We start from the raw sequence: 23,873 nt of genomic DNA, 5'->3' as shown, positions 1-23,873 counted from the left end.
CGTCACTCCCCCTCGGTGTCGGTGCTGCCCGGCTTGTTCCAGTTCTCGCCCCAGCCCGCGCCCACCGCGGGTGGTTCGGCGGCCGGATCGCGTTCCGAATGGGCGTGGTACTCCACCGAACCGGCGGTCATCTGCATGAACGCCTCCTCCAGCGAGGCCCGCTGGGAGCTCAGCTCGTGCAGCACCACCTGGTGCCGGGCCGCCAGTTCGCCCAGCTCCTCGGTGGTCGCGCCGTCGATCTCCAGAACCCCGCCCGCCGTCTCGACCGGGGTGAAGCCCTCCTGGTGCAGGACGTCGCGCAGCCGTTCCTGCTGCGGGGAGCGCAGCCGCGCGTAGCTGCGGGAGTTCTCGTGGATGAAGTCCGCCATCGAGGTGTCGGCGAGCAGCTTGCCCTGGCCGATCACGATCAAATGGTCGGCGGTCAGCGCCATTTCGCTCATCAGGTGCGAGGAGACGAAGATCGTCCGGCCCTCCGACGCGAGCGCCTTCATCAGATTGCGGATCCAGTGGATGCCCTCCGGGTCCAGTCCGTTGACCGGCTCGTCGAACATCAGGATCTCGGGGTCGCCCAGCAGCGCGGAGGCGATGCCGAGCCGCTGGCCCATGCCGAGGGAGAACCCCTTGGACTTCTTCTTCGCCACCGCGGTCAGACCGACCATGTCGAGCACCTCGTCGACCCGGCTGCTCGGGATGCGGTTGCTCTGCGCCAGGCACAGCAGGTTGTTGTACGCGCTGCGGCCGCCGTGCATCGCCTTGGCGTCGAGGAGCGCCCCGATGTACTTCAGCGGTTCCTGGAGTTCGCGGTAGTGCTTGCCGTCGATGCGCACCGTACCGCTGGTCGCGTGGTCGAGATCGAGCATCATCCGCATCGTGGTGGACTTGCCCGCCCCGTTGGGGCCGAGGAAGCCGGTCACGATGCCCGGCCTGACCTGAAACGACAGATGATCGACGGCGACCTTGCTGCCGAAACGTTTGGTGAGTCCCTCGAGCTCGATCATGCGCACACGCTAGAACGCCCGAGCGCCCGGCGCCACCACAAAGGCGGAACCGGGCGCACACGGGGGTACGGCGGGGTACTGCGGTGCCGCGGGCGTCAGCGGGTCTGCTGGGCCGGGACGCCGCGGGTGGCGGGCTCGTCCTCCACCGGGGTGCCGGCGGCGGCCACGGCGGCGCCGGTCAGCGTGGCCAGCATCTCGCGGACGTTGGTCAGCTGCGCGTTGATCGAGTCGCGGCGGTTGGTGAGCGCCGCCAGCTCGCGCTCCGATTCGCTGCGGATCCGGTCGGCCTTGGCGTTGGCGTCGGCGACGATGTCCTCGGCCTGGCGCTGGGCGGTCTCCACCGTCTGGCGGGCCCGGCGCTCGGCGTCCGTGCGCAGCTTCTCGGCCTCCAGGCGGAGCTGCTCGGCGCGGTGCTCGATCTCGGCGAGACGCTTCTCGGCCTTGGCCTGACGGGACGCGAGGTCGCGCTCCGACTGCTCGCGGCGCTTGGCGAGGTTGGTCTCGAAGTCGGCCGCGGCCTGGGCGGCCTTGGCACGGGTCTCCTCGAAGAGGGCGTCGGCCTCCTCGCGCTTCTGCTGGGCGTCCTTCTGGGCGTCCGAGCGCAGCGTGTTCGCCTCGCCCTGAGCCTTCTCGACGATGCGGACGCCCTCGTCCTCGGCCTTCGCCTTGCGCTCGGCGGCGAACGACTCGGCGTCGTTGCGCACCTGCTGGGCCGCCGACTCGGCGAGCTCACGGTGCTGCTCGGCCGCGCGACGGGCCTCCTCGCGCAGGTCCTTGGCCTCCTCCTCGGCGAGGCGGAGAATCTTCTCGACACGGGCGCCGAGGCCGGCGTACGACGGCTCCGCGTCGTTTACCTGGGCCTGGGCGTTCTGCGTTTCGAGGTGCAGCTCCTCGATGCGCTTTTCCAGAGAGGTGATTCGGGCCAGAGCACTATCACGGTCGGCGACGAGCTTGGTAATGCGGTCGTCCACCTGACCGCGGTCGTAGCCACGGCGCACGAGCTCGAAGCCGAAGGGGGAGGAAGGGTCACTCATGGGGTTCCTGTCGAATGAGACCGGTGAGGTGATAGAGGGAATCCTAGGGGCCATAGCGGCGTGTCAGCGTGCAGATGCCGGTTTGATCTGGAGAATGACACCCCTTTTGAGTGGCTGACCCCCGGAGTGCTTGCCACTCGAAGGGTTGAATGTCCATGGCGAAGCACGGCACACCGCGGATCGGCTACCGCTCGGACGACTTGCCCCCCGATCGGGTCCCCGCCGCCGCCGGAGCCTTGGCGCCCCCCGCGGAACCGCCGGCCGGTTTCCCGCCCCCGGTCGGAGTCTCGAAAGACTCCAACGCTTCGAGCACGTCCTGGACACGGGAGATCTCCGCATTGATGTCCTCGCGCCTGCGCACCAGGACGTCCAGCTCGCGTTTGCCCTCGTCGACCGTCGCCTTCGCCTCGGCCTCGGCGTCGGCCCGCAGCTTCTCCGCCTCGCGGATCAGTTCGGCCTTCTTGGTCTCGGCCTCCTTCAGCAGCGACTCGGCCCGTTTCACCGCGGCGATACGGACCTTGCTCGCCTCCGAATTGGCCTCCGCCATCAGCTCCTTGGCCTTCGCCTCGGCCTCGTCGCGCTGCTCGGTCGCCGCCTTCATCAGGTTGTCGACGCGCTCGCCCGCGGTCTTCATCTGCTCGGACGTCTCCCGGCGGGCCCGCTCGTGCAGCTCCTCGATCTCGCTCTCCAGCCGGGCCCGCAGCTCCTCGGCCCGCTCCCGGATCTGGGTCGCGTCGCGCCGGGCGCCGACCAGCAGTTCGTCGGCGTCGGTCCGGGCGCGCTCCACCAGGGTGTTGCCCTCGACGGTCGCCTCCGAGGTGATGCGCTGGGCCTCCTTGCGGGCCGCGCCGACCATCGTGTCGGACTGCGTCTCGGCCTCGGTGGCCGTACGCAGTGCCTCTTCCCGCGCCTTGTTGATGAGCTGGTCCGCCTGCTCGGCCGCGTCCGCCCGGCGTTTCGCCGCCGCCTCGCGCGCCTCGTCCAGCAGCCGGTCCGCCTCCTGGCGGGCCTGGGAGCGCAGCTCCTCCGCCGCCGACTCCGCCTCCGCGCGCAGCCGTTCGGCGTCCTCGTGGGTGCGGGCCGCGTGCTCCCGCGCGGAACCCAGCCGCTCGGCCGCCTCACTGCGCAGCCGCTCGGACTCGGCGGTCGCCTCGGCCAGCATCCGGTCCGCCTTCTCGGTGGACTCGGCCCGGCGGCGGTTGGCCTCCGTGGTGGCCTCGACGACGAGCTGCTCGGAGGCCTGGGCCGCCTCGTTGCGGATGCGCTCGCTCTCGGTGGTCGACTCGCCGATCAGCAGGTCCGACTGGGCCGCCGCCTCCGAACGGATCCGGTTGGCGTCCTGCCGGGCCTCGGCTCGGGCCTTCGACGCGTCCTGCTCCGCCGACGCCAGGGCGTCGGACGCCTCGGTGCGCATCCGCTGGCTGTACTCGGAGGTGTCCGCGCGCAGCCGCTCCGACTCGCTGATCGCCTCGGAGACCGTCCGCTCGGCCAGCGCCTTCGCGGCCTCGGCCTCCTCGTGGGCCTCGCGCCGGAGCCGGTCCGCCTCCTCGTTCGCCTCCTGCCGCAGGCGTACGGCGTCCTCGGAGGCCCGCTCCCGCTCCGCGTGCGCGTCGGCGCGAACCCGGTCCGCCTCCTCCTGCGCCTCGGTACGGGTGCGCTCCGCGACATGCTCCGCCGTCGAACGCAGCCCGGCGATCTCCTCCTCGGCCTGCTCCTGCAGACCCGAGACGGAGTCCCGTACCTGCTGGGCGGTCTGCTCGGCCGCCGAGACCAGCTCGGTCGCCCGGGCGTCCGCCTCCTCGACCAGCCGGTGCGCCTCGGCCTGGGCCTCCTCGACCCGCTTACGGGCGGAGGCGAGCAGCTCCTCGCTCTGCTCCCGGGCCCGCTCGCGCTCCTGCTCCGCCTCGGTCCTGGCCGCACCGAGGATCTCCTCGGCCTCCCGGCGGCGTCGGGTCGCCTCCTCCTGGGCGGCGTCCAGCGCCTCGGCGGCCTCGGCGGCGACCCGCTCGGCGGCGGCAGCGGCCTCCGCGCGCACCCGGTCGGCGCTCTCCTGCGCCTCGGACTTGAGCCGCTCGGCCTCCGCGGCCGCCTCGCTCCGCAGCCGTACGGCGACGTTCTCGCCCTCGGCACGCGACTGCGAGGCGTCGGCGGCGGCCTCGTCGCGCAGCCGCTCGGCCTCCGCCTCGGCCTGCTCGGTCAGCGCCCGCAGCCGCTCGGCGGCCTCCGCGCGCAGCCGCTCGGACTCCTCGTTCGTCTCGCGGCGGATCCGCTCGGCCTCGGTCCGGGCCTCGCCGAGCGCCTCCTCGGCGGCGGCGAGCCGGGACTCGGCCTCGGTGTGCAGCCGGGTCAGCTCGTCGGCGGCCTCGGCCTGCCGGGCGGCGACACCGCGCTCGGTCTCCTCGCGCAGTTCGGCCGCGGCCCGCTCGGCCGCCTCCGTGACGGCCGCCGCCTGCTCCTCGGCCTCGGCCCGCAGCTTGTCGGCCTCGGTCCGGGTGCGCTCCAGCGTCTCCTCGGCCTGCTTGCGCAGGGCCGCGGCCCGCTCGGCGGCCTCGGTGCGGATCCGCTCGCTCTCGCCGTTCGCCTTGGTGCGCAGCTCGTCCGCGTCGGAGCGGGCCTTGGTCAGCAGCTCCTCGGCGGTGCGGGCGCCCTCCTCCAGCTGCTGGACCGCCTCGCGGCGGGCCTCGCCCCGGATCCGCTCGCCCTCGGCGACCGCCTCGGAGCGCAGCTGCTCGGCTTCGCCGCGCAGCCGGCGGGCCTCCTCCTGGAGCTCGACCGTCTTGGCCCGGTACTCCTTGGTGTCGTCCTTGGCCGCGCCCTTGAGCTCGTCGGCCTGCTCGGCGGCCTCGCCGCGCAGCCGGTCCGCCTCGGCCTCCGCCTCGCGGCGGATCCGCTCGGCCTCCTCGCGCGCCGCCTTCGTGGTCGACTTCGCGTCCTCGGAGGCCTTGGTGAGCACCTCCTCGGCGCTGCGGGCCGCCTTCGCCAGCTGGGCGGCGGCGTCCTCGGCGGCGACCGTACGGGCCTTCTCGCCCGCCTCGGCGACCAGCCGCTCCGCCTCGGCCCGGGCGTCGACGAGGGCCTGCTCGGCCTCCTCCTTCAGCGCCTCGGTGCTCTTGGTGGCCTCGCCGACCAGCCGGGCGATCTCCGACTTGGCCGTACGGGTGCGCTGTTCGTTCTGCGACTCGGCGGCGGCCAGCTGCTTGGCGGCGGCCTCCTTCGCCTCGGAGAGGACCTTCTCGGCCTCCAGGCGGGACTCGCGCAGCCGGGTCTCGGCCTCCGCGAGACGCTGCTCGGCGGTGCGGTTCAGCTCGGCGGTCTGCTGGCGGGCCTGGTCGGTCTCCGCGGTGGTGCTGGAGCGCAGCTGCTCCGCGTGGCTGGTGGCCTCCTGCGCCTGGGCGGAGGCGGCCCCGAGCAGGCGCTCGGCGTCCTTGCGGGCGCGCAGCAGGATCGCTTCGGCTTCGGCCCGGGCGGTCTCGGTCTCCGAGCCGGTCCGCCGCCGGGTCTCCTCCGCCAGCCGGGCGGCCTCGTCGCGGGCGGCGGCCAGCGCCTGCTCGGCCTCGGCGCGGGACTCCTCCAGCAGCCGGCGGGCCTGCGACTCGGTGCGGGCGCGCAGCTGTTCGGCCCAGGCGACGTTCTCGTTGACGTGCGACTCGACGGTCTGGCGGCGCTCCGCCAGCTCCTGGTCGAGCCGCTGCCTGCGCTGGACGGCCTCGGTGTGCAACTCGGCCTGGAGGCGCGCCTGGTGCTCGGCGTGCTCCTGCAGGATCCGCTGCGTCTGGGCCCGGGCCTCGCGCAGCTCGCGCTCGGCGTCGCTGCGCATCTGCTCGGCCTGGACCTGCGCGTTCCGCAGCATCTGCTCGGCCTGGTAGCCGATGTCCGCGCTGTCGTAGGCGGGACGGGTCGCGAGATTGCGCCGTGCCTCGTGCAGCTTGGCACGCAAGACCTCGACCTGGTAACCGAGGTCCTCGGCGTGCTGGACGGCCTTCTCCCGGTCGGTCTTCAGCCGGTCCATCTCGGCTTCGAACCGCGAGAGATGGTCGTCTTCAGCTCGGTGGCTCTCCTGGTGTTCGTAGCCCCGCACTGCGCGGTCCCATCCTTCCCCGAGCTCTCAGCGTAGTTCGAGCAGGGGAGACCCCAACCCTGGTCGCAACGCTCACACGAGTACCGCTCGCCGACGAACGGTCCCCCCGGGGAATGGTGACAGACAACAGACGAACGACGAGGACGCGGTACGGCCCCGACCCGGCCCCGGCCCGGAACCGCCCACTCTACCGGGCCGGGTATGCGGTGGTCAGTGCTCCGTCCGGCTCGTGACCAGTTCGGTCAGCACACCGTGGCAGTCCTTGGGGTGCAGGAACGTGATCCGGGACCCCATCGACCCCGTCTTGGGCTCGTCGTACAGCACGCGGACGCCCTTCTCGCGGATGTCCGCGGCGTCCCCGTCCACGTCCTCCGTACCGAAGGCGATGTGGTGCACGCCCTCCCCGTTCTTTGCCAGCCACTTGCCCACGGCCGAGTCCTCCCGGGTCGGCTCCAGCAGCTGGAGGTACGAAGCCCCGCCGTCCGAGGTCTCGTTGATCTTGAGCATCGCCTCCCGGACGCCCTGCTCCTCGTTGATCTCGGAGTGGAACACCTCGAACCCGTACGTGGCACGGTAGAACTCAACCGTCTTGTCCAGGTCGAAACAGGCGATCCCGATGTGGTCGATTCGCGTCAGCATGGATCCAGTGCAGCGCTCCCGTCATGGTTACGCAACGTGCGCGCCGTCACACCGGTTGCCGGATGACGGGCGCGGTACCGCTCAGTACATTCAGGTAAACCCTCGTTCACATCCGATCCCAAGGGGCCGTGCCCATGCCAGCAACGACCGGTACCACCACCTCAGTGATCGTCGCGGGCGCCCGGACGCCCATGGGCCGTCTCCTCGGCTCCCTGAAGAGCTTCTCCGCCGCCGAGCTCGGCGGCGTCGCGATCAAGGCCGCCCTGGACCGGGCGGGCATCGGCGGTGACCAGGTCCAGTACGTGATCATGGGCCAGGTGCTCACGGCCGGCGCGGGCCAGATTCCCGCCCGGCAGGCCGCGATCAAGGCCGGCATCCCGATGAACGTCCCCGCGCTCACCGTCAACAAGGTGTGTCTGTCCGGGCTCGACGCCATCGCGCTGGCCGACCAGCTCATCCGCGCCGGGGAGTTCGACGTGGTGGTCGCGGGCGGCCAGGAGTCCATGACCAACGCCCCGCACCTGCTGCCGAAGTCCCGCGAGGGCTACAAGTACGGCGCGATCGAGATGCTGGACTCGATGGCGTACGACGGTCTCACCGACGCGTACGAGAACATCCCGATGGGAGAGTCCACCGAGAAGCACAACGGGCGTCTCGGGCTCGACCGCGCCGCCCAGGACGAGATCGGCGCCCTGTCCCACCAGCGGGCCGCCGCCGCCCAGAAGAACGGCCTCTTCGAGGCGGAGATCACCCCGGTCGAGATCCCGCAGCGCAAGGGCGACCCGGTCCTCTTCGCCAAGGACGAGGGCATCCGCGCCGAGACGACCGTGGAGACCCTCGGCAAGCTGCGCCCCGCCTTCGCCAAGGACGGCACGATCACCGCCGGCACCTCCTCGCAGATCTCCGACGGCGCCGCCGCGGTCGTCGTGATGAGCAAGGCCAGGGCCGAGGAGCTGGGCCTCGACTGGATCGCCGAGATCGGCGCCCACGGAAACGTCGCAGGACCCGACAACTCCCTCCAGTCGCAGCCCTCCAACGCCATCCGGCACGCCCTGAAGAAGGACGGCCTGACCGTCGAGGACCTCGACCTCATCGAGATCAACGAGGCGTTCGCCGCCGTCGCCGTCCAGTCCATGAAGGACCTGGGCGTCACCTCGGACAAGGTCAACGTCAACGGCGGCGCCATCGCGCTCGGCCACCCCATCGGGATGTCCGGCGCCCGGGTCGTCCTGCACCTGGCCCTGGAGCTGAAGCGGCGCGGCGGCGGCACGGGCGCCGCGGCGCTGTGCGGTGGCGGCGGTCAGGGCGACGCGCTGATCATCCGCGTCCCGGGCAAGTAACACCGTACGGATACCAGGCAAGGCGAACGGAGCGGTGAACGTGGACGTGGACGTCCCCACGCTGGTCGAGCAGGCGCGAGCAGGCAGGCCGCGTGCGGTGGCCCGGCTGATCTCGCTGGTGGAGGGGGCGTCCCCGCAGCTGCGGGAGGTGATGGCCGCGCTGGCGCCGCTGGCCGGCCACGCCTACGTCGTCGGGCTCACGGGCTCGCCGGGCGTCGGCAAGTCCACCTCCACCTCCGCCCTGGTCACCGCCTACCGCCGGGCGGGCAAACGGGTCGGCGTCCTCGCCGTCGACCCGTCCTCGCCGTTCTCCGGCGGCGCGCTGCTGGGCGACCGGATCCGGATGGCGGACCATGTCTCCGACCCGGGCGTCTACATCCGCTCCATGGCGACCCGGGGCCACCTCGGCGGCCTCGCCTGGTCCGCGCCGCAGGCCATCCGGGTGCTGGACGCGGCGGGCTGCGACGTGGTCCTCGTCGAGACGGTCGGCGTCGGCCAGTCCGAGGTGGAGATCGCGTCGCAGGCCGACACCTCCGTCGTGCTGCTCGCCCCGGGCATGGGCGACGGCATCCAGGCGGCCAAGGCCGGCATCCTGGAGATCGGCGACGTCTACGTGGTCAACAAGGCGGACCGCGACGGCGCGGACGCCACGGCCCGCGAGCTGAACCACATGCTGGGCCTGGGCGAGTCCCGGGGCCCCGGCGACTGGCGCCCCCCGATCGTGAAGACGGTCGCGGCCCGGGGCCAGGGCACGGACGAGGTCGTCGAGGCCCTGGAGAAGCACCGGGCCTGGATGGAGGAGCACGGCGTTCTCGCCGAGCGTCGCACCGCCCGCGCCGCCCACGAGGTCGAGACGATCGCCGTCACCGCGCTCCGCGAGAAGATCGCCGACCTGCGCGGCGACCGCCGCCTGCACGCCCTGGCCGAGCGCATCGTGGCCGGGAGCCTGGACCCGTACACGGCGGCGGACGAGCTGGTGGCGGGGCTGACGGAGGCCTCCTGAGCGTACGGAGAAGGCCCCCGGGCGGCGGTGCGCCGCCTCGGGGGCCTTCGTGCGTTCGCGGGCTTGCTCGCCGTACGGGGCCCGGTGCGGGCTCCCGTCAGTCGTCGTCGCCGTCCCGGTCATCGCGGTCGTCACGGTCGTCGCCGTGGTCGTCACGGTCGTCGTTCCGGTCGTCCGCGCGGTCGTCCCGGTCGTCGCCGTCGTCGTCGCGGTCCACGGTGACCTTGCCGGTCTTCGCGTCGACGCGCAGCTCGTGCTGCTTGCCGTCCTTGCCCGTGATGTCGACGTCCCAGCGCAGGACGTCGCCCCGGCCGCCGTTGTCGTCGTCATCGTCGTCCAGGTCGATCGACGTGACGGCGCCGGGCGCGGTCTTGAGGGCCGCGTCCGCCGCCTGGTTCAGGGTGACGGCGGAGGAGCGGGGCGCGTGGCGGTCGCGGTCGTCGTTGTCGTCGTCGCGGGTCTTGAGGACCTTGCCGGTGGCGGCGTCCACCGTCACGTCGTGCCAGTTCCTGTCGGAGCCGCGGACGTCCAGTTCCCAGACCGCCCGGCCGCCGTGGTCGTCGTCGTCACGGTCCAGCTCGGCCTCGGTGACCGTGCCCGGGACGCTCTTCAGGGCGGCGGCGACGGCCTGGTCGAGGGTGATCCGGGTGTTCTTCGCGGCGGCCGGGGCCCGGTCGCCGGAAGCGGCTTCCGTGCGGTCGTCGGACGCGTCGTCGGCGAGGCTCACGGTGCTCGCGCTCCTGGTGGACGTGCGCTCGCCGTCGCCGCTGTCCGCGAAGGCGACGGTGGCGGCGGTGGTGCCGCCGATGAGAACGGCCGCGGTGATCGCCGCGATGGTGACGTTGCGCTTCATGAGGTTCCTCCCCGAGAGCTGCTGTGCTGTTCTGTGCTGGTTGACGGGGTCCACACTGGCGGGGCGATGCTGAACGCAACCTGAAGCCACCTGAAGGCTTCTTCAGGTGGAGTTTGCGAGGCTGTGCGCATGCGCCTGTTGATCGTGGAGGACGAGAAGCGCCTCGCGGTGTCCCTGGCCAAGGGGCTCACCGCCGAGGGCTTCGCCGTGGATGTCGTGCACGACGGTCTGGAGGGGCTGCACCGGGCGGGCGAGGGCGGCTACGACCTGGTGATCCTCGACATCATGCTGCCCGGTATGAACGGCTACCGCGTCTGCTCCAACCTGCGCGCCGCCGGACACGAGGTGCCGATCCTCATGCTGACCGCCAAGGACGGCGAGTACGACGAGGCGGAGGGCCTGGACACCGGAGCCGACGACTATCTGACCAAGCCCTTCAGCTACGTCGTCCTCGTCGCCCGGGTGCGCGCCCTGCTGCGCCGGCGCGGGGCCGGAAGCGCCGCGCCCGTCCTGACCGTCGGGTCCCTGCGCATCGACACCGCCGCCCGCCGGGTCCACCGCGGCGAGGACGAATACGCCCTCACCGCCAAGGAGTTCGCCGTGCTGGAGCAACTCGCCCTGCGCGCCGGGCAGGTGGTCAGCAAGGCGGAGATCCTGGAGCACGTCTGGGACTTCGCCTACGACGGCGACCCGAACATCGTCGAGGTCTACATCTCCACCCTGCGCCGCAAGTTGGGCGCCTCCTCGATCCGTACGGTGCGCGGCGCCGGCTACCGGCTGGAGGCGGCATGAGGTCCGTACGGGCCAGGGCCGCCCTCGGCGCCACCCTGGTCGTCGCCGTCGCCCTGGTCGCGGCCGGGCTCGCCGTCCTCCTCGTCCTGCGGGCCAACCTGATCGGCCAGGCGGACCTCCAGGCGGAGGTGGCGGCCCGCGAGGCGGCCGGGCAGCTCGCCACGGGCACGCCGTACGAAGACGTGGAGCTGGACGACGAGGAGGACCACCCGGTCCAGGTGACCGACGAGGAGGGCCGGGTCGTCATCGTCTCCAAGGACCTGCGGGCCGTCACCGGCACCGGCGCGTCCGGGGTCACCCCGGTGCCCTCGGCCTCGGCGGGGGCCACTCCGTCGCCCGGCGAGGACGACGACGGGGACGGGGACGACGAGGACGACGACCGCAGCCGGCCGGGCCGGGGCGAGGTCTCCTCCGACGACCCGGACTTCTCCGACGGCACCGCCACCGTGGACCGCACCACCGCCGACTACCGCTTCGCCGCCGTCGAGGCGACCACCCCCGACGGCGTCACCCTCACCGTGTACGCGGGCGCCCCGCTCGCCGCCGAGCAGGAGGCGGTGAACACCGTGCGCGGGGCCATGCTCACCGGGCTGCCGCTACTCCTGGTGGTCGTCGCCGGGGTGACCTGGCTGGTGACCCGCCGGGCGCTGCGGCCGGTCGAGGGCATCCGCCGCGAGATGGCGGCGATCACCGCGTCCGAGGACCTGGCCCGCCGGGTGCCGGAACCCGACTCACGCGACGAGATCGCCCGGCTGGCCCGGACGACGAACGAGACGCTCACCGTCCTGGAGGCGTCCGTGGAGCGGCAGCGGAGGTTCGTCGCGGACGCCTCGCACGAGCTGCGTTCCCCGATCGCCTCGCTGCGCACCCAGCTGGAGGTGGCCGAGGCCCACCCGGAGCTGCTGGACCTCCCGGGCGCGGTCGCCGACACCGTACGGCTCCAGGTGCTGGCGGCGGACCTGCTGCTGCTGGCCCGGCTGGACGCGGGGGAGAAGCCCGGCAGCGCGACGGTGGAGCTGGGCGCGCTGGTCCGGGAGGAGGTGTCGCAGCGTGCCGGGGACCGGATTCCGGTGACGGTCCAGGTGCCGGAGGGCGGCGCGTTCGAGGTGAACGGCTCGCGCGGGCAGCTGTCCCGGGTGATCGGCAATCTGCTGGACAACGCCCAGCGGCACGCCGAGGGGAGCGTCGCGGTGTCGGTGGCGGCCGACGGGCGCGGGGCGCGGGTGGAGGTCCGGGACGACGGGGCCGGCGTTCCCGAGGAGGAGCGGGAGCGGATCTTCGAGCGGTTCGTCCGGCTCGACGACGCCCGCAGCCGGGACGACGGCGGCGCCGGTCTGGGCCTCGCCATCGCCCGGGACGTCGCCTCGCGCCACGGCGGGACGCTGACGGTGCACCGGGCGGCCGAGGGCGGTGCGGCCTTCCGGCTGTGGCTGCCCCGCCCGTCCTGATCCGGCCTGCCCCCCGGCTGCCCCGCCCGGCCTGACGGCCCCGGTTGCTACAGCTTGCCGCGCTTGCCGCGCAGGTGTTCCGCGATCGGGGTCAGCGCCGCGTGCAGATCGGCGAGCGCCTCGGGGGACAGCAGGTCCATGAAGTGCTGCCGCACCGAGGCGACGTGGTGCGGGGCGACCTTCCGCATGGTCTCCGCGCCGTGCTCGGTGAGGACCGCGAACAGCCCGCGCCGGTCCGACTCGCAGTGCGTACGCCGCACAAGACCCGCGGTCTCCATGCGGGTGATCTGGTGCGAGAGCCGGCTCTTGGACTGGAGGGTGGCGGCGGCGAGGTCGCTCATCCGCATCCGCTGGTCGTCCGATTCGGAGAGGTTGACCAGGATCTCGTAGTCGTTCATGGTCAGGCCGAACGGCTGGAGGTCCTTCTCCAGTTGGTGCATCAGCAGCCTGCTGACGTCCAGGTGGGTGCGCCAGGCGCACTGCTCCGTGTCGCTCAGCCAGCGGGTGGCCGTCTCGGTCTCCATATATGGATTCTACCTAAGAAGTTGAAAGCCGGACGAAATGGGGACGTGTGACGACCGGCACCCTCGGCCGGCCGGAGTGCCGACAGGCCGGTCGGCAAGCACCGACGGCTGGGCGCAGACGTTCGACGTCACACTCCGCAGACTACCGCTCACAACCCGAAGCGACGCTGGAGGTCCCCCAGCTGGCCGGGCATGCGCGGGCCGGATCCGGGTTGACCGCCGCCCGGAACACCCGGCTCGTTCGGCACCGCACCCGTCGCCTGCTCCGCCATCAGCGCCTCGCTCGACTGCAACAGCACCGTGCCCGCCCCGACGAACTCGAACTGGTGCTCCTCGCCCGACGCCCCGCCGATCCCCGTGAACGACCGGATCCCGCCCATCACGCCCGTCATATAGCCGTGGTCGTAGTGGTGGCACGGCGAGGGGCAGTCGGCCCAGCCCACCAGCGCCTGCGGATCCACCCGCAGCGGCGGCTCCATGAAGACCACCGGCCCGTTCGACGCGGCCACGAACTTCCCCGTACCGATCAGCGTCACGAACCCCGGCACGATCGACTGCTTCAGCGCAAGCGACGGCTGGTACGCCAGCAGGTTCCCGGACCGGATGGTGAGGTTGCCGTCCTCCAGGTCGAAGGAGTTCACATCGAAGGCCCGGTCCGCCAGCAGCATCTTCCCGCTGCCCTCCGCCACCACCCAGTCGCTCGCGTGCAGCGGCGAATGGAAGCTGGAGCGCACCAGCCGCTCGAACCGCCCGTGCCCGATGCCGTCGAACTGGATCTGCCCGTAGTAGGCGATCATCTTGCCCTTCTGCAGGAACCACCGGCTCCCCTTGAGCTCCACGCAGAAGGTGTAGGAGTTGACGTTGTCGTCCGACGGCAGCGTCATCGGATCGAAGACCACGGGCGTGCTCACAGCTTCTCCTCCGACGCCTGGACGTACACCGCACCACTGCCGCTCAGCTCCAGCTGGAACGCCTCGCCGGAGCCCCGCCCCACCATGTCCCGCCAGCCGACCGCCGTGGACAGCTTGTTCCGGACCTCCCCGTGGTGGGCCACATAGGCCTGCGGGTCGACGTGGACGTCCCGGCCCGGCGTGATCGGCAGTTCGATGACCCCGCCGTGCGCCATCACCGCGACCGCGCCGTGCCCCTTGAGGGTGGTGGTGAACAGGCCCTGGCCGGTCACCTGGCCGCGCACCATGCCCATGACCCCGCCCTGCGAGCCCATGAACATCGTGCCCTGCTGGAGCGTCCCGTCGAACGCGAGCAGCCGGTCGGCCTCCACGTACAGGGTGTCGCCGGACAGGTTGATCACCTGGATGTGGTGGCCGCCGTGGCCGAACATCACCGTGCCCGAGCCCTCGACCGTCATCAGCGGCGTCGCCTCGCCCGCCACCCGGCGGCCGATCATCGACGCGAAGCCGCCCTGGCCGCCCTGGATGTTCGGGGTGAAGGACACCTCGCCCCGGTACGCCAGCATCGCGCCGCGCTGGCTGAACAGCTTCTGGCCCGGGGCGAGCGTGGCCTCGACCATCTTGGAGTTGATCTCCCGGAACGGCATCAGACATCGCCCCCGACGGTGTTGCGCTCGCTCGGCTGTACGTAGACCAGTCCATCGCCCTCGAAGCGGATCTGGAACGCCTCGCCGGAGCCCTCGCCCATCAGCGTCCGGAAGTTCACGCCCGACTGGAAGCTCTGCTGGAGCCGGCCCTGGTGGGCGATGTACGCGCCGGGGTCCACCATCAGCGGATACTGCGGCGACACCCGCAGCAGCACCGCCGCGCCGTCCGACATGATCGCCGCCTGCCCGGTGCCCTCCACCGTGGTGGTGAACAGGCCGTTGCCGCTCGCCCCGCCGCGCAGCCCGGTGAAGGTGGTGCCCGTGCGCAGTCCGGCGTCGGTGGCCAGCAGATTGCTCGCCTCCACGTGCAGTTTGTCGCCGTGCAGCGCGACCAGGTTGATCTCGCTCGCCCGGTCGGCGAAGTAGCACGTGCCCTGCCCGGACACCTCCATCACGGTCATCTGCTCACCGGTCAGGCGACGGGTCACCATGCCGCGGAGCCCCTCACCGCCGCCGGTCATCTTCTTGAAGGTCATCCGGCCGTCGTACGCGACCATCGAGCCGTTCTTCGCCTTGACGGAATCGCCGGCCAGATCGACGGCGAGCGTCTTGCTGCCTTGGAGTCGGAACATCGCCACGCGACGACGTTAGCCCTCCGCGCCGCACCCCGGCCAGAGTCTCCGGAACCGTTACGCCCCTGATGCTCCCCTGATGCGCACCCGGACCGGCCCTGATATGCGGCGATACGCCCGCCCGCGGCCGGGGCGGAACCCGGCGACGGGGGCGTACCGGCGCGATGCCACAATGGGGGCGGCTTGTGCCTGGGTTCACAAGCCCTCGCGACCCTCCCACCGAAGGTGCCCCTGTGGACATCAAGACCGCTTCCGCCCTGCACCGGCTGCGCCTCATCTCGATTCCCGAGGCGCTGTCCTTCCCCGCCCTGATCCTCTTCGGCTCGGTCCTCAGCCGGGTCTCGGACATCGACTTCCTGATGATGCCGCTCGGCATGATCCACGGTGTGCTCTTCGTGATCTACGCCGTGTTCCTGCTCGACGTCTGGATGAAGGCCAAGTGGCCGCTCAAGCGCGTCGCGCTCTTCTTCGTCCTGTCGCTGATTCCCTTCGGCGGGCTCTACGGCGACAAGCTCCTCAAGCAGTACGAGGCCGACGGCGTCATCGCCGCCCGCGCCCGCCGCGAGGGCACGGTCAGCGCATGATCGTCGCGTTCTCGGTCTCCCCGCTCGGTGTCGGCGAGGACGTCGGGGAGTACGTGGCCGACGCCGTGCGCGTCGTACGCGAATCCGGCCTCCCCAACCGCACCGACGCCATGTTCACCTCCATCGAGGGGGAGTGGGACGAGGTCATGGACGTCGTCAAGCGCGCCGTGGCCGCCGTCGAGGCCCGCGCGGGTCGCGTCTCCCTGGTACTGAAGGCCGACATCCGGCCCGGTGTCACCGACGGTCTGACCTCGAAGGTCGAGACCGTGGAGCGTCACCTCGCCTCCTGACGCACCGTCGCGCGGGCCCGGCCCGCGTTCACCCGAAAAGCCCCCGGCGCCACACGGCCGGGGGCTTTTCCGCTCCCGGACCGAAAACCGCTCACTCGGACCTGCCAAGTCGACACGCCGTTAGCTGTCCCCTTCTGTGGGGATATCAACCCGTTCGACAGTGGGAGGCACGGTGCGGTCGGAGGGCTACGACTACGACACCTACAGCCGGCTCGCGGGTCCGCTCACGGAGCCGGATCCGACGGGGTACCGGGTGCGGTACAAGAGCCTGCTCTCGACGGAGAAGCACCGAATAAGAGCTGTCCTGCTGATGACGCTCGCCCCGGTGCTCACCGGCATCCTGCTGCTCTACCTGGTCTGGCCCACGCACTGGACCGAGCGGGAGAACGGCGAGCGCTGGCTGGTCGTCGCCGACACCGTGATGCTGGTGTCGATCGCCCTGATCGAGCTGTTCATGCTGGTCAACGTGGTGTCCATCGCGCACGCCACGCTCGTCGCGCGGGACCCGGTCCCGGTGACGGCCGAGCCCGGCACCCGGGTCGCCTTCCTGACCACGTACGTACCCGGCAAGGAACCGCTCTCCATGGTCCGCGCCACCCTCAAGGGCGCCGTACAGCTGAAGCACCCCGGTCCGCTGGACGTCTGGCTGCTCGACGAGGGCGACGACCCCGGGGCCCGGATGCTCTGCGCCGAACTGGGCGTCCACCACTTCACCCGGCGCGGCGTCCCCGAGTGGAACCGCGACAAGGGCGTCCACAAGGCGAAGACGAAGCACGGCAACTACAACGCCTGGATCGCCCTGCACGGCGGCGACTACGACTTCTTCGCCTCCGTCGACACCGACCACGTTCCGATGCCCAACTTCCTGGAGCGGATGATGGGCTACTTCCGCGACCCGGACGTCGCTTTCGTCGTCGGGCCGCAGGTCTACGGGAACTACGACTCGGCCGTCACCAAGGCCGCCGAGTCGCAGCAGTTCCTCTTCCACGCCCTGATCCAGCGCGCGGGCAACCGCTACGGCGCCCCGATGTTCGTCGGCACCAACAACGTCGTGCGCATCGCCGCGCTGCGGCAGGTCGGCGGCCTGTACGACTCGATCACCGAGGACATGGCCACCGGCTTCGAGATCCACCGCCGCCGCAACCCGCGCACCGGGCACTACTGGCGCTCCGTCTACACCCCCGACGTGCTCGCCGTCGGCGAGGGCCCGGCCTCCTGGACGGACTTCTTCACCCAGCAGCTGCGCTGGTCCCGGGGAACGTACGAGACGCTGTTCAAGCAGTACGGCAAGGCGCTGTTCCGGGTGCCCCCCGGCCGGCTCCTCAGCTACACGCTGATGCTCGTCTACTACCCGATGACCGCGGTCAACTGGCTGCTCGGCGTCCTGAGCTGTGTGCTGTTCCTCTGGTTCGGCGCGTCCGGCACCCAGGTCGCCGCCTCCATCTGGCTGATGCTCTACAGCGACGCCGCCGCGCTCCAGATCGGGCTCTACCTCTGGAACCGGCGGCACAACGTCTCCCCGCACGAGCCCGAGGGCTCCGGCGGACTCGCCGGCATGGCCATGTCCGCGCTCTCCGCGCCGATCTACCTGAAGTCGCTCGGCTCGGCCGTGCTGCGCACCGACGGCCGGTTCGTCGTCACCCCCAAGGGCGGCCAGGCATCCCCGGACCGGCTGCTCACCTTCCGTATCCATCTCTTCTGGGCGGCGGTCCTGCTGTCCTCGCTCGCCGCGTCCGTCTACCTGGACCACACGCATGTCGCGATGCGGACCTGGGCGACGCTGGGCCTGGCGATATCCCTCTCCCCGGTCGCCGTGTGGGCCTGGACCGTCCGGCAGGACAAGCGCGCCGAGGCCGCGCGCGCCGTCCCCGTCCCGGCGCCCCCGCCGCCCGAACCGGCGTACGTCACCGGTCCCGCCCCGTCCGCGACCACCACGGCGAGCGCCGGCACCACCGCCACCACCACCGCAGGAGGGAACTGAGCCATGGCCTACCGGCCCTCGAAGAAGATGAGGAAGACGCTCCTGGGCGGCGGCGCGGTGGTGCTGCTCGCCGGGCTGAACGCGCCCGCCGCCCTGTCCTTCGCCGAGGACAGGTACCACGCGTACAAGATCGACCAGCCGGCGTACAAGGCGGAATACGGCTCCTGGGAACGGGTGAACATCCCGAAGGAGTACCGCACCAACGCCATCCACGCGGCGCTCCTGCACACCGGGAAAGTGCTGATCGTCGCGGGCTCCGGCAACGACGAGAAGAACTTCGACGCGGGCACCTTCGACACCGTCCTCTGGGACCCGGCCGAGAACACCTTCCAGAAGATCCCCACCCCCGAGGACTTCTTCTGCGGCGGCCACGCCCAGCTCCCCGACGGGCGGCTCCTCATCGCGGGCGGCACCGCCCGCTACGAGGTGCTCGATGACAAGGTGGAGCGGGCCGGCGGCGGTATGCGGGTCAAGAACGAGAACCCGGACAAGCCGCTGAAGCTCAAGAAGGGCACGGTCTTCCGCTCGCCCTCCGGCGTGGAGTACCGGGCGAAGTTCGACGTCACCGTCCCCAAGGCCAAGCGCGAGTTCGAGGTCGACTACTTCAAGAGCGGCCAGATGAAGCCGTGGAAGACCAAGGTGACCGCCGCCGAGCAGCGGGTCTTCGTCGAGGCGGTGGACGACGGCCCCGAGGCGGTGGCGACGGACGCCGCCCAGTACGAGATCGTCGGGCTGAAGGGCAAGGAGGCCGACAACTCCTACGGCCTCGCCGAGAAGATCACGATGGACAAGCAGGACTTCCAGGGGATCCGCGCCGCCTACGAGTTCGACCCGACGGCGGAGAAATACATCAAGGTCGATCCGATGAAGGAGGCCCGCTGGTACCCGACGCTCGTCGGCCTGGAGGACGGCAAGGTGCTCGCCGTCTCCGGCCTCGACGACGTCGGCGCGATCCTCCCGGGCGACAACGAGATCTACGACCCGAAGACCAAGAAGTGGGCCAAGGGCCCCTTCCACTACTTCCCGACCTACCCGGCGCTCTTCCTGACCAAGGGCGGCAAGCTCTTCTACCCGGGCGCCAACGCCGGTTACGGCCCGGCGGACAAGGGCCGCGAGCCCGGGATCTGGGACCTGAAGAAGAACACCTTCACCAAGGTGCCCGGGCTGACCGACACCGACGAGCTGGAGACGGCGGCCTCGCTGCTGCTGCCGCCCGTGCAGGACCAGAAGGTGATGGTGCTGGGCGGCGGCGGGGTCGGCGAGTCCAAGAAGTCCACGGCCCGCACGGCGGTCATCGACCTCAAGAAGGACAGCCCGGCCTTCGAGGCGGGTCCCGACCTGCCGCAGGGCACCCGCTACCTCAACAGCGTGATCATGCCCGACGACACCGTCTTCACCAGCGGCGGGTCCGAGGACTACCGGGGCCGCGGCGACAGCAACATCCTGAAGGCGCAGTCCTACGACCCGAAGACCAACACCTTCAAGGAGGCGGCCGAGCCGACGGTGGGGCGCAACTACCACTCCGAGGCGCTGCTGCTGCCCGACGGGCGGGTGGCGACCTTCGGCTCCGACTCGCTCTACGGCGACAAGGACAACACCAAGCTCGGCAAGTTCGAGCAGCGCATGGAGGTCTACACCCCGCCCGCCCTGCACCGCGGCAAGGACAAGCGCCCGGTGATCGGGAACGGCCCGGACAACACCGAGCGCGGAGCGACGGTGACGTACGAGAGCGCCGACGCCGACCGGATCGCCACCGCCCGGCTGATGCGGCCGAGCTCCGTCACCCACACCACCGACGTGGAGCAGCGCTCGATCGAGCTGGGCCTGAAGAAGGGCGGCGGCAAGCTGAGCGTGACCGTGCCGGACGATCCCACGCTGGTGCCGCCCGGCTGGTACATGCTCTTCGTCACGGACACCGACGGCATCCCCTCCGAGGCGAAGTGGGTCAAGGTCGCCTGAGCAGGCATAGCGGGAGGCGCCCGCGCGCGTCAGTACGGTCAGGGAGGGCAGGGGGCCCGCCAGGAGGAGAAGGTGACCGTGGACGCGGCAGGCCAGGAGAGCTTCCGTGCATTCGTGAACAACCGTTCGGCGGCGTTGCTGAAGACGGCCGTGCTGCTCAGCGGCGGGGACCGCCACGCGGGCGAGGACCTGTTGCAGAACGCGCTGATCAAGGCCGCCGGGCGGTGGGGGCGGATCGAGGAACCCGAGGCGTACGTACGCCAGATCCTCTACCGGCAGCAGGTCAGCCGCTGGCGGCTGAAGGGGCGCAGGCGGGAGCTGACGGTCGCCGAACCGCCCGACCGCGGCAGCGGCACCGACGGTGCGGGGGCCGCCGAGCTGCGTCTCGTGATGCGTGATGCCCTGTCCCGGCTCACCGCCCGGCAGCGCACCGTCCTCGTGCTGCGCTTCTTCGAGGACCTGCCCGAGGCGGACGTGGCCCGGCTTCTCGGCTGCTCGGTGGGCACCGTACGGTCCACCACCCACCGCTCCCTGGCCAGACTGCGCGCCCACGCGCCCGAACTCACCGCCCTCGGCGGGTCCGGCGCGGAGCAGCCGGCGTCCCGCAATCTCGCTGCCGTGGAGGTACGACCGTGAACGTCGAGGAACTCGTCCGTGACGCGCTGCGCGAGCAGGCGGCCGACGTCCCGGCCCCGCGCCCCGGCCTGGCCGGCCGGGTGTTCGCCGAGCGACGGCGTCGCCGGGCCCGTACCCTCGCCGCGGCCGCGGCCACCACGGCCCTCGTCGTCGCCGCGGCCGTGGGCGTGCCCACGCTGCTCGACGCCGAGGGTCCGAAGAGGATCCATGTGGCAGGCGGCGAAGTCTCCGGCCACGACGTCGTGAGCCATGTCGACCAGTCACCACCGCGCGACAGGATCGCCGTCGGTGAACAGGTCCTCGCCGCGTACTTCACCTCCAAGAAGGTCCGGCAGCCCAACCGCGACGAGATCGTCGAGCGGACCTACTCGGTGCTGAACCAGGAGACCGGCCGCTACGAGGTGGACGAGCGCTGGTCCTACCTCGCCGTCGCCCCCGGCATGCGGACCGCCGCCGTCCTGGAACGCGAACTGCCGGCCCCCCGCATCGGGCTCCTCGACCTGCGTACCGGGAAGGTGACCCGCTGGATCCCGCTGGCCCAGGGCGTCGGCGGCCTCTTCTTCTCGCCCGACGGCAGCAAGCTGGTGGCCACCACGTACGACAAGAACCCGGACCGCGCCTACTGGTCCCACAAGGTCCAGGTGAACGACGACTTCGAGCCGTGGCGGGTGCCCTGCCGCACCGGGTTCGCCGTCGTCGACGTGGCGACGGGGGCCTCCGACTGGCATGCGCTGCCCGCGTTCTCCGGCGGGGGCGGCGGCTACGGCTCCGGCGAGAACCTGCGCTTCAACGACGACGGCACCCTGTTGTACGAGCCCATCAACATGGCCCCCGGCGTCATCTACCGCGACTTCGACGGCCGGAAGGTGACCGCACCGGCCGGGGAGGCCCACATCGACCTCTGGTCCGCGCCCGCCGGCCTCTCCCCGGACGGCAAGCTCGTCGCCGGGGGCTTCGCGGGCGGTGCGAAGACCACCGCCACCCAGGTCCTCGACCCCCGGACGGGCGAGCGCGTCGCCAAGCTGCGGGGCCAGGAACTCCTGGCCTGGGTCGACAACACCCGGTTGATCGCCTGGGACATCGCACCGGGCGGCGGGGAGTACGAGAACCGGCTGGTGCTGGTCGGCATCGGCAGCAAGAAGACGATCTCCCTGAGCGGCGCCCGTACGCCCAAGGACCACTCCTCCAAGCGCTGGGAGCCGATCTTCGCCCGGAGCTGAGGCGCCGTCACCGCGGGCCCGGAGCCGAGCGCTCGCGGGCCCGCGGGGCGGTGCGTGCGCCTCAGGAGGCGGCGCGCCGGGCGAGGCCGAGTGCGTACTCCGGCCACCAGTCGCCGGCCGGCGGGCCGCCCCGGCAGGTGCCGTCGGAGTCGCCCGGCCGCTTGATCCACAGATAGGCGTCGAGCCGGTCGTCGCCGGTGTCGGTGGTCGGCGGCGTGCCGAGCCCCCGGCCCGGCGGATTGCACCAGGCCTCCTCACGGCCCCCGGACAGGGGGCCGTTGCCGTTGCGGCTGGTGTCGATGACGAAGTGCGCGCCGCCGACGGCGTCGGAGAGCTGTCCCGCGTACGTCTTCACGCTGTCGTTCGACTGGAAGTTGGAGACGTTCAGCGAGAAGCCGTCGGCCCGGTCGATGCCGGCCTGGCGCAGCGGCTGCGCCATCTTGGACGGCTCGTCGATCCAGTCCGGGTTTCCGGCGTCCAAGTAGACCTTGGTGTTGGGCCGGGCCTTGAGCGTGTCCACCGCCTCGGAGAGGAGCTGGTAGCGCTCGGCGTGGTGCTCGGGCGGGGTGCAGCCGTCCGTGATGTGGGGGAGGGCGTCCGGTTCCAGGATCACGGTCGCGGGCGCGTCCCCGATGGCGTCGGCGAACTCTCCGATCCAGGTCCGGTAGGCGTCCGCGTCCTTGGCGCCACCCGCGGAGTAGAGCCCGCAGTCGCGGTGCGGGATGTTGTACGCCACGAGCAGGATGGTCTTCTTCGTCCGGGCGGCGGACCTCGCGGCGGCCCGGATTCCCGGGGCCGGGTCGTCCCACGCGGGCCAGTCGGCCACCGGCCGGCCGGAGATCCGCCGCAGGATCTTCGCCTCCGCCTCGCGCCCCTGCTTCTCCCAGGTGCGCACCTGGCGGGCCGCGTCGCTGTTCGGGTCGACCCAGTACGGGGAGGCCGCGCTCGGGGCGGGCTCGCCCCGGACGGGTTCGCCGCCCTCCTCGGCGGCCCCGGTGACCCGCGGCTCCGGCGTCGAGCACCCCGCGGTGAGGGCGCTCGCCAGGGCGAGGACGGCCAAGGCGCGGACGGTACGAGGGAGAGCACGGGGGAGAGCGCGGGGGACGATTCTGCGGCCGGACATCCAGACCCCTCGGACGGCGGTGGCTCACGGACACGGGAAACAGGGCAATCGTGACATAACGGTTACGGGGAGTGGTGGCGCGACACCGTCCGTGACGCGCCCGTACGCCGGATGCCGACAGCCGCGCCCTCAGTCCGAGGCGGCCAGCGCGATCCCCAGCGGGGTGCGCTCGTACAGCACTTGGTGCCCGTACCGCCGCGAGGTCAGCAGCCCCGCCCCGCGCAGCACGGACAGATGGGCCGACACGGAAGAGGCGGCGAGGCCCAGCCGGTGCGCCAGCGCGCTGGTCCCGGCCGGTTCGTCCAGCGCGCACAGCACATCGGCCCGGACCCGGCCCAGCAGCCGGGCGAGGGCTTCCGGCGTCCGCTCCCCGGCCTCGCTCCACAGCCCGCCGATCCCGCGCGCCGGGTAGATCAGACCGGGCTGCCAGGGCTCCAGGTGACCGCCCACCACCTCGGGCCAGACGAAGACGCTCGGCATCAGCACCAGCCCCTGGCCGCCCAGCACCTGGTGGTGGTCGCCCCGCGTCCCCTTCACGGTGAGCGTCGAACCGTTCCAGCTCAGCTGGGTGCTCACCTCGCCCAGCAGCCCTTCCAGACCGCTGTCCGCGAGCCGCCGGGAGTGGTAGGCGATGTCCGCCTCCAGCAGGGCCCGCAGCCGGGGCCAGTACGGCTCGATCAGGGCCCGCCAGACCTGCTCCAGCAGATCGGCGAGCTCGTGCACGGCCCGTGCCGGATCGGCCAGCAGGCGCCGGCCCGTCGCGGATTCCCGGGCGCCGGGCCGTTCCGCCAGCGCCAGCGCCATGTCCGCCCACGCCACCTCCGGGTCGACCGCCCGGACGCCCGCGATCTCCTCGTCGAAGGTGGCGAACGGGCCGATCGGCGGCGGGCAGATGAAGTCCGGGTTGTGGCCGGCGTCCGGCATCAACAGCCACAGAGGCTCCAGGTCCAGGGCCGCGGCCGCCTCCCGGATCCGGCGGAGCCACGGCAGGTGGTAGCCGTGGCGGTAGGGGCGGGAGAGGGTGCGCACCGCCTCCTGGGTCTCGAACAGCGGTGACAGCGCGAACCGGCAGCGCAGCAGATCGCTCTCGCCGAAGTGCAGCTGGAACGGCACGCGTCTCCCTCGCCCGGCGGTCACGGAACATTCGCCCCCACCCGAAAGTCTACGAGTCCGGCGCCTCC

The 23,873-nt window shown here is 71.7% G+C and carries 21 protein-coding genes; 10 read left to right on the top strand and 11 right to left on the bottom strand.

All coding sequences use genetic code 11. The features are described from left to right. Positions 1-2: 2 nt before the first annotated feature. The 4 genes from G3I54_RS09180 to mce all read right to left on the bottom strand — a co-directional run bounded on the left by G3I54_RS09180 (position 3) and on the right by mce (position 6,749). Complete coding sequence (locus tag G3I54_RS09180; protein ID WP_164612901.1) at positions 3-998, bottom strand: ABC transporter ATP-binding protein; 996 nt, start codon at positions 996-998, stop codon at positions 3-5. Between the two features lie 95 nt (positions 999-1,093). After that, positions 1,094-2,032: a cellulose-binding protein gene (locus G3I54_RS09175; RefSeq protein WP_030079278.1), complete on the bottom strand. Its 939-nt coding sequence runs from the start codon at positions 2,030-2,032 to the stop codon at positions 1,094-1,096. A gap of 184 nt (positions 2,033-2,216) precedes the next feature. Further along, positions 2,217-6,110: a polarized growth protein Scy gene (scy, locus tag G3I54_RS09170; RefSeq protein WP_164612890.1), complete on the bottom strand. Its 3,894-nt coding sequence runs from the start codon at positions 6,108-6,110 to the stop codon at positions 2,217-2,219. A 210-nt stretch (positions 6,111-6,320) separates the two neighbouring features. Further along, positions 6,321-6,749, bottom strand: coding sequence for a methylmalonyl-CoA epimerase (mce, locus tag G3I54_RS09165; RefSeq protein ID WP_164612888.1), 429 nt, complete (start codon positions 6,747-6,749; stop codon positions 6,321-6,323). A 164-nt stretch (positions 6,750-6,913) separates the two neighbouring features. Between mce and G3I54_RS09160 the strand changes: the two genes are divergently transcribed. Continuing rightward, on the top strand, positions 6,914-8,089 hold the full coding sequence (locus G3I54_RS09160; protein ID WP_164612924.1) for an acetyl-CoA C-acetyltransferase: 1,176 nt from the start codon (positions 6,914-6,916) through the stop codon (positions 8,087-8,089). 34 nt (positions 8,090-8,123) lie between these two features. Further along, on the top strand, positions 8,124-9,092 hold the full coding sequence (gene meaB / locus G3I54_RS09155) for a methylmalonyl Co-A mutase-associated GTPase MeaB (protein ID WP_343240291.1): 969 nt from the start codon (positions 8,124-8,126) through the stop codon (positions 9,090-9,092). A gap of 97 nt (positions 9,093-9,189) precedes the next feature. Here meaB and G3I54_RS09150 read toward each other — a convergent pair whose 3' ends face one another. After that, a complete protein-coding gene (locus G3I54_RS09150; RefSeq protein ID WP_164612884.1) occupies positions 9,190-9,945 on the bottom strand; it encodes a PepSY domain-containing protein in 756 nt (251 codons plus the stop codon). Positions 9,946-10,074: 129 nt separating this feature from the next. On the opposite strand from G3I54_RS09150, the gene G3I54_RS09145 reads away from it, so the two are divergent. Together G3I54_RS09145 and G3I54_RS09140 are read left to right on the top strand one after the other, a co-directional pair. Further along, positions 10,075-10,737: a response regulator transcription factor gene (locus G3I54_RS09145; RefSeq protein WP_164612882.1), complete on the top strand. Its 663-nt coding sequence runs from the start codon at positions 10,075-10,077 to the stop codon at positions 10,735-10,737. Continuing rightward, positions 10,734-12,185, top strand: coding sequence for a sensor histidine kinase (locus G3I54_RS09140; protein WP_164612880.1), 1,452 nt, complete (start codon positions 10,734-10,736; stop codon positions 12,183-12,185). The genes G3I54_RS09145 and G3I54_RS09140 overlap by 4 nt, the downstream gene beginning before the upstream one ends. A gap of 47 nt (positions 12,186-12,232) precedes the next feature. Here the strand turns inward: G3I54_RS09140 and G3I54_RS09135 are convergent, their stop codons facing one another. From G3I54_RS09135 to G3I54_RS09120, 4 genes are all read right to left on the bottom strand, one after another. Beyond that, entirely contained in the window at positions 12,233-12,709 is a 477-nt protein-coding gene (locus G3I54_RS09135; RefSeq protein ID WP_003966219.1) for a MarR family transcriptional regulator, read from the bottom strand. A 149-nt stretch (positions 12,710-12,858) separates the two neighbouring features. Then, positions 12,859-13,620, bottom strand: coding sequence for an AIM24 family protein (locus G3I54_RS09130; RefSeq protein ID WP_164612878.1), 762 nt, complete (start codon positions 13,618-13,620; stop codon positions 12,859-12,861). Continuing rightward, entirely contained in the window at positions 13,617-14,267 is a 651-nt protein-coding gene (locus G3I54_RS09125; protein ID WP_030079255.1) for an AIM24 family protein, read from the bottom strand. Before G3I54_RS09125 ends, G3I54_RS09130 begins: the two co-directional genes overlap by 4 nt. Next, the gene (locus G3I54_RS09120; protein ID WP_164612922.1) at positions 14,267-14,899 is read right to left on the bottom strand and encodes an AIM24 family protein; all 633 of its coding nucleotides are present in this window, start codon (positions 14,897-14,899) and stop codon (positions 14,267-14,269) included. The genes G3I54_RS09125 and G3I54_RS09120 overlap by 1 nt, the downstream gene beginning before the upstream one ends. 233 nt (positions 14,900-15,132) lie before the next feature. Between G3I54_RS09120 and G3I54_RS09115 the strand changes: the two genes are divergently transcribed. The 6 genes from G3I54_RS09115 (at position 15,133) to G3I54_RS09090 (ending at position 21,569) form a co-directional block, all read left to right on the top strand. Then, entirely contained in the window at positions 15,133-15,483 is a 351-nt protein-coding gene (locus G3I54_RS09115) for a DUF3817 domain-containing protein (RefSeq protein ID WP_007448011.1), read from the top strand. Beyond that, entirely contained in the window at positions 15,480-15,773 is a 294-nt protein-coding gene (locus G3I54_RS09110; protein ID WP_030079249.1) for an MTH1187 family thiamine-binding protein, read from the top strand. Before G3I54_RS09115 ends, G3I54_RS09110 begins: the two co-directional genes overlap by 4 nt. Before the next feature lie 172 nt (positions 15,774-15,945). Further along, the gene (locus G3I54_RS09105; protein WP_343240290.1) at positions 15,946-17,754 is read left to right on the top strand and encodes a cellulose synthase catalytic subunit; all 1,809 of its coding nucleotides are present in this window, start codon (positions 15,946-15,948) and stop codon (positions 17,752-17,754) included. 3 nt (positions 17,755-17,757) lie between these two features. Continuing rightward, positions 17,758-19,713, top strand: coding sequence for a galactose oxidase-like domain-containing protein (locus G3I54_RS09100; protein WP_164612874.1), 1,956 nt, complete (start codon positions 17,758-17,760; stop codon positions 19,711-19,713). Positions 19,714-19,791: 78 nt separating this feature from the next. Further along, entirely contained in the window at positions 19,792-20,349 is a 558-nt protein-coding gene (locus G3I54_RS09095; protein ID WP_164612920.1) for a SigE family RNA polymerase sigma factor, read from the top strand. Further along, complete coding sequence (locus G3I54_RS09090; RefSeq protein ID WP_164612872.1) at positions 20,346-21,569, top strand: hypothetical protein; 1,224 nt, start codon at positions 20,346-20,348, stop codon at positions 21,567-21,569. Before G3I54_RS09095 ends, G3I54_RS09090 begins: the two co-directional genes overlap by 4 nt. 61 nt (positions 21,570-21,630) lie before the next feature. Here the strand turns inward: G3I54_RS09090 and G3I54_RS09085 are convergent, their stop codons facing one another. Both G3I54_RS09085 and G3I54_RS09080 read right to left on the bottom strand, forming a co-directional pair. Further along, positions 21,631-22,692: a glycoside hydrolase family 6 protein gene (locus G3I54_RS09085; RefSeq protein WP_164612870.1), complete on the bottom strand. Its 1,062-nt coding sequence runs from the start codon at positions 22,690-22,692 to the stop codon at positions 21,631-21,633. A gap of 129 nt (positions 22,693-22,821) precedes the next feature. Next, a complete protein-coding gene (locus tag G3I54_RS09080) occupies positions 22,822-23,805 on the bottom strand; it encodes a winged helix-turn-helix domain-containing protein (RefSeq protein WP_164612868.1) in 984 nt (327 codons plus the stop codon). Positions 23,806-23,873: the final 68 nt, after the last annotated feature.

The organism is Streptomyces sp. SID14515 (assembly GCF_010548505.1).
GTDB classification, from domain to species: Bacteria; Actinomycetota; Actinomycetes; order Streptomycetales; family Streptomycetaceae; genus Streptomyces; species Streptomyces caviscabies.
Note: the sequence above shows the minus strand (reverse complement) of the source record. Positions and strands in the feature narration are given on the sequence as shown.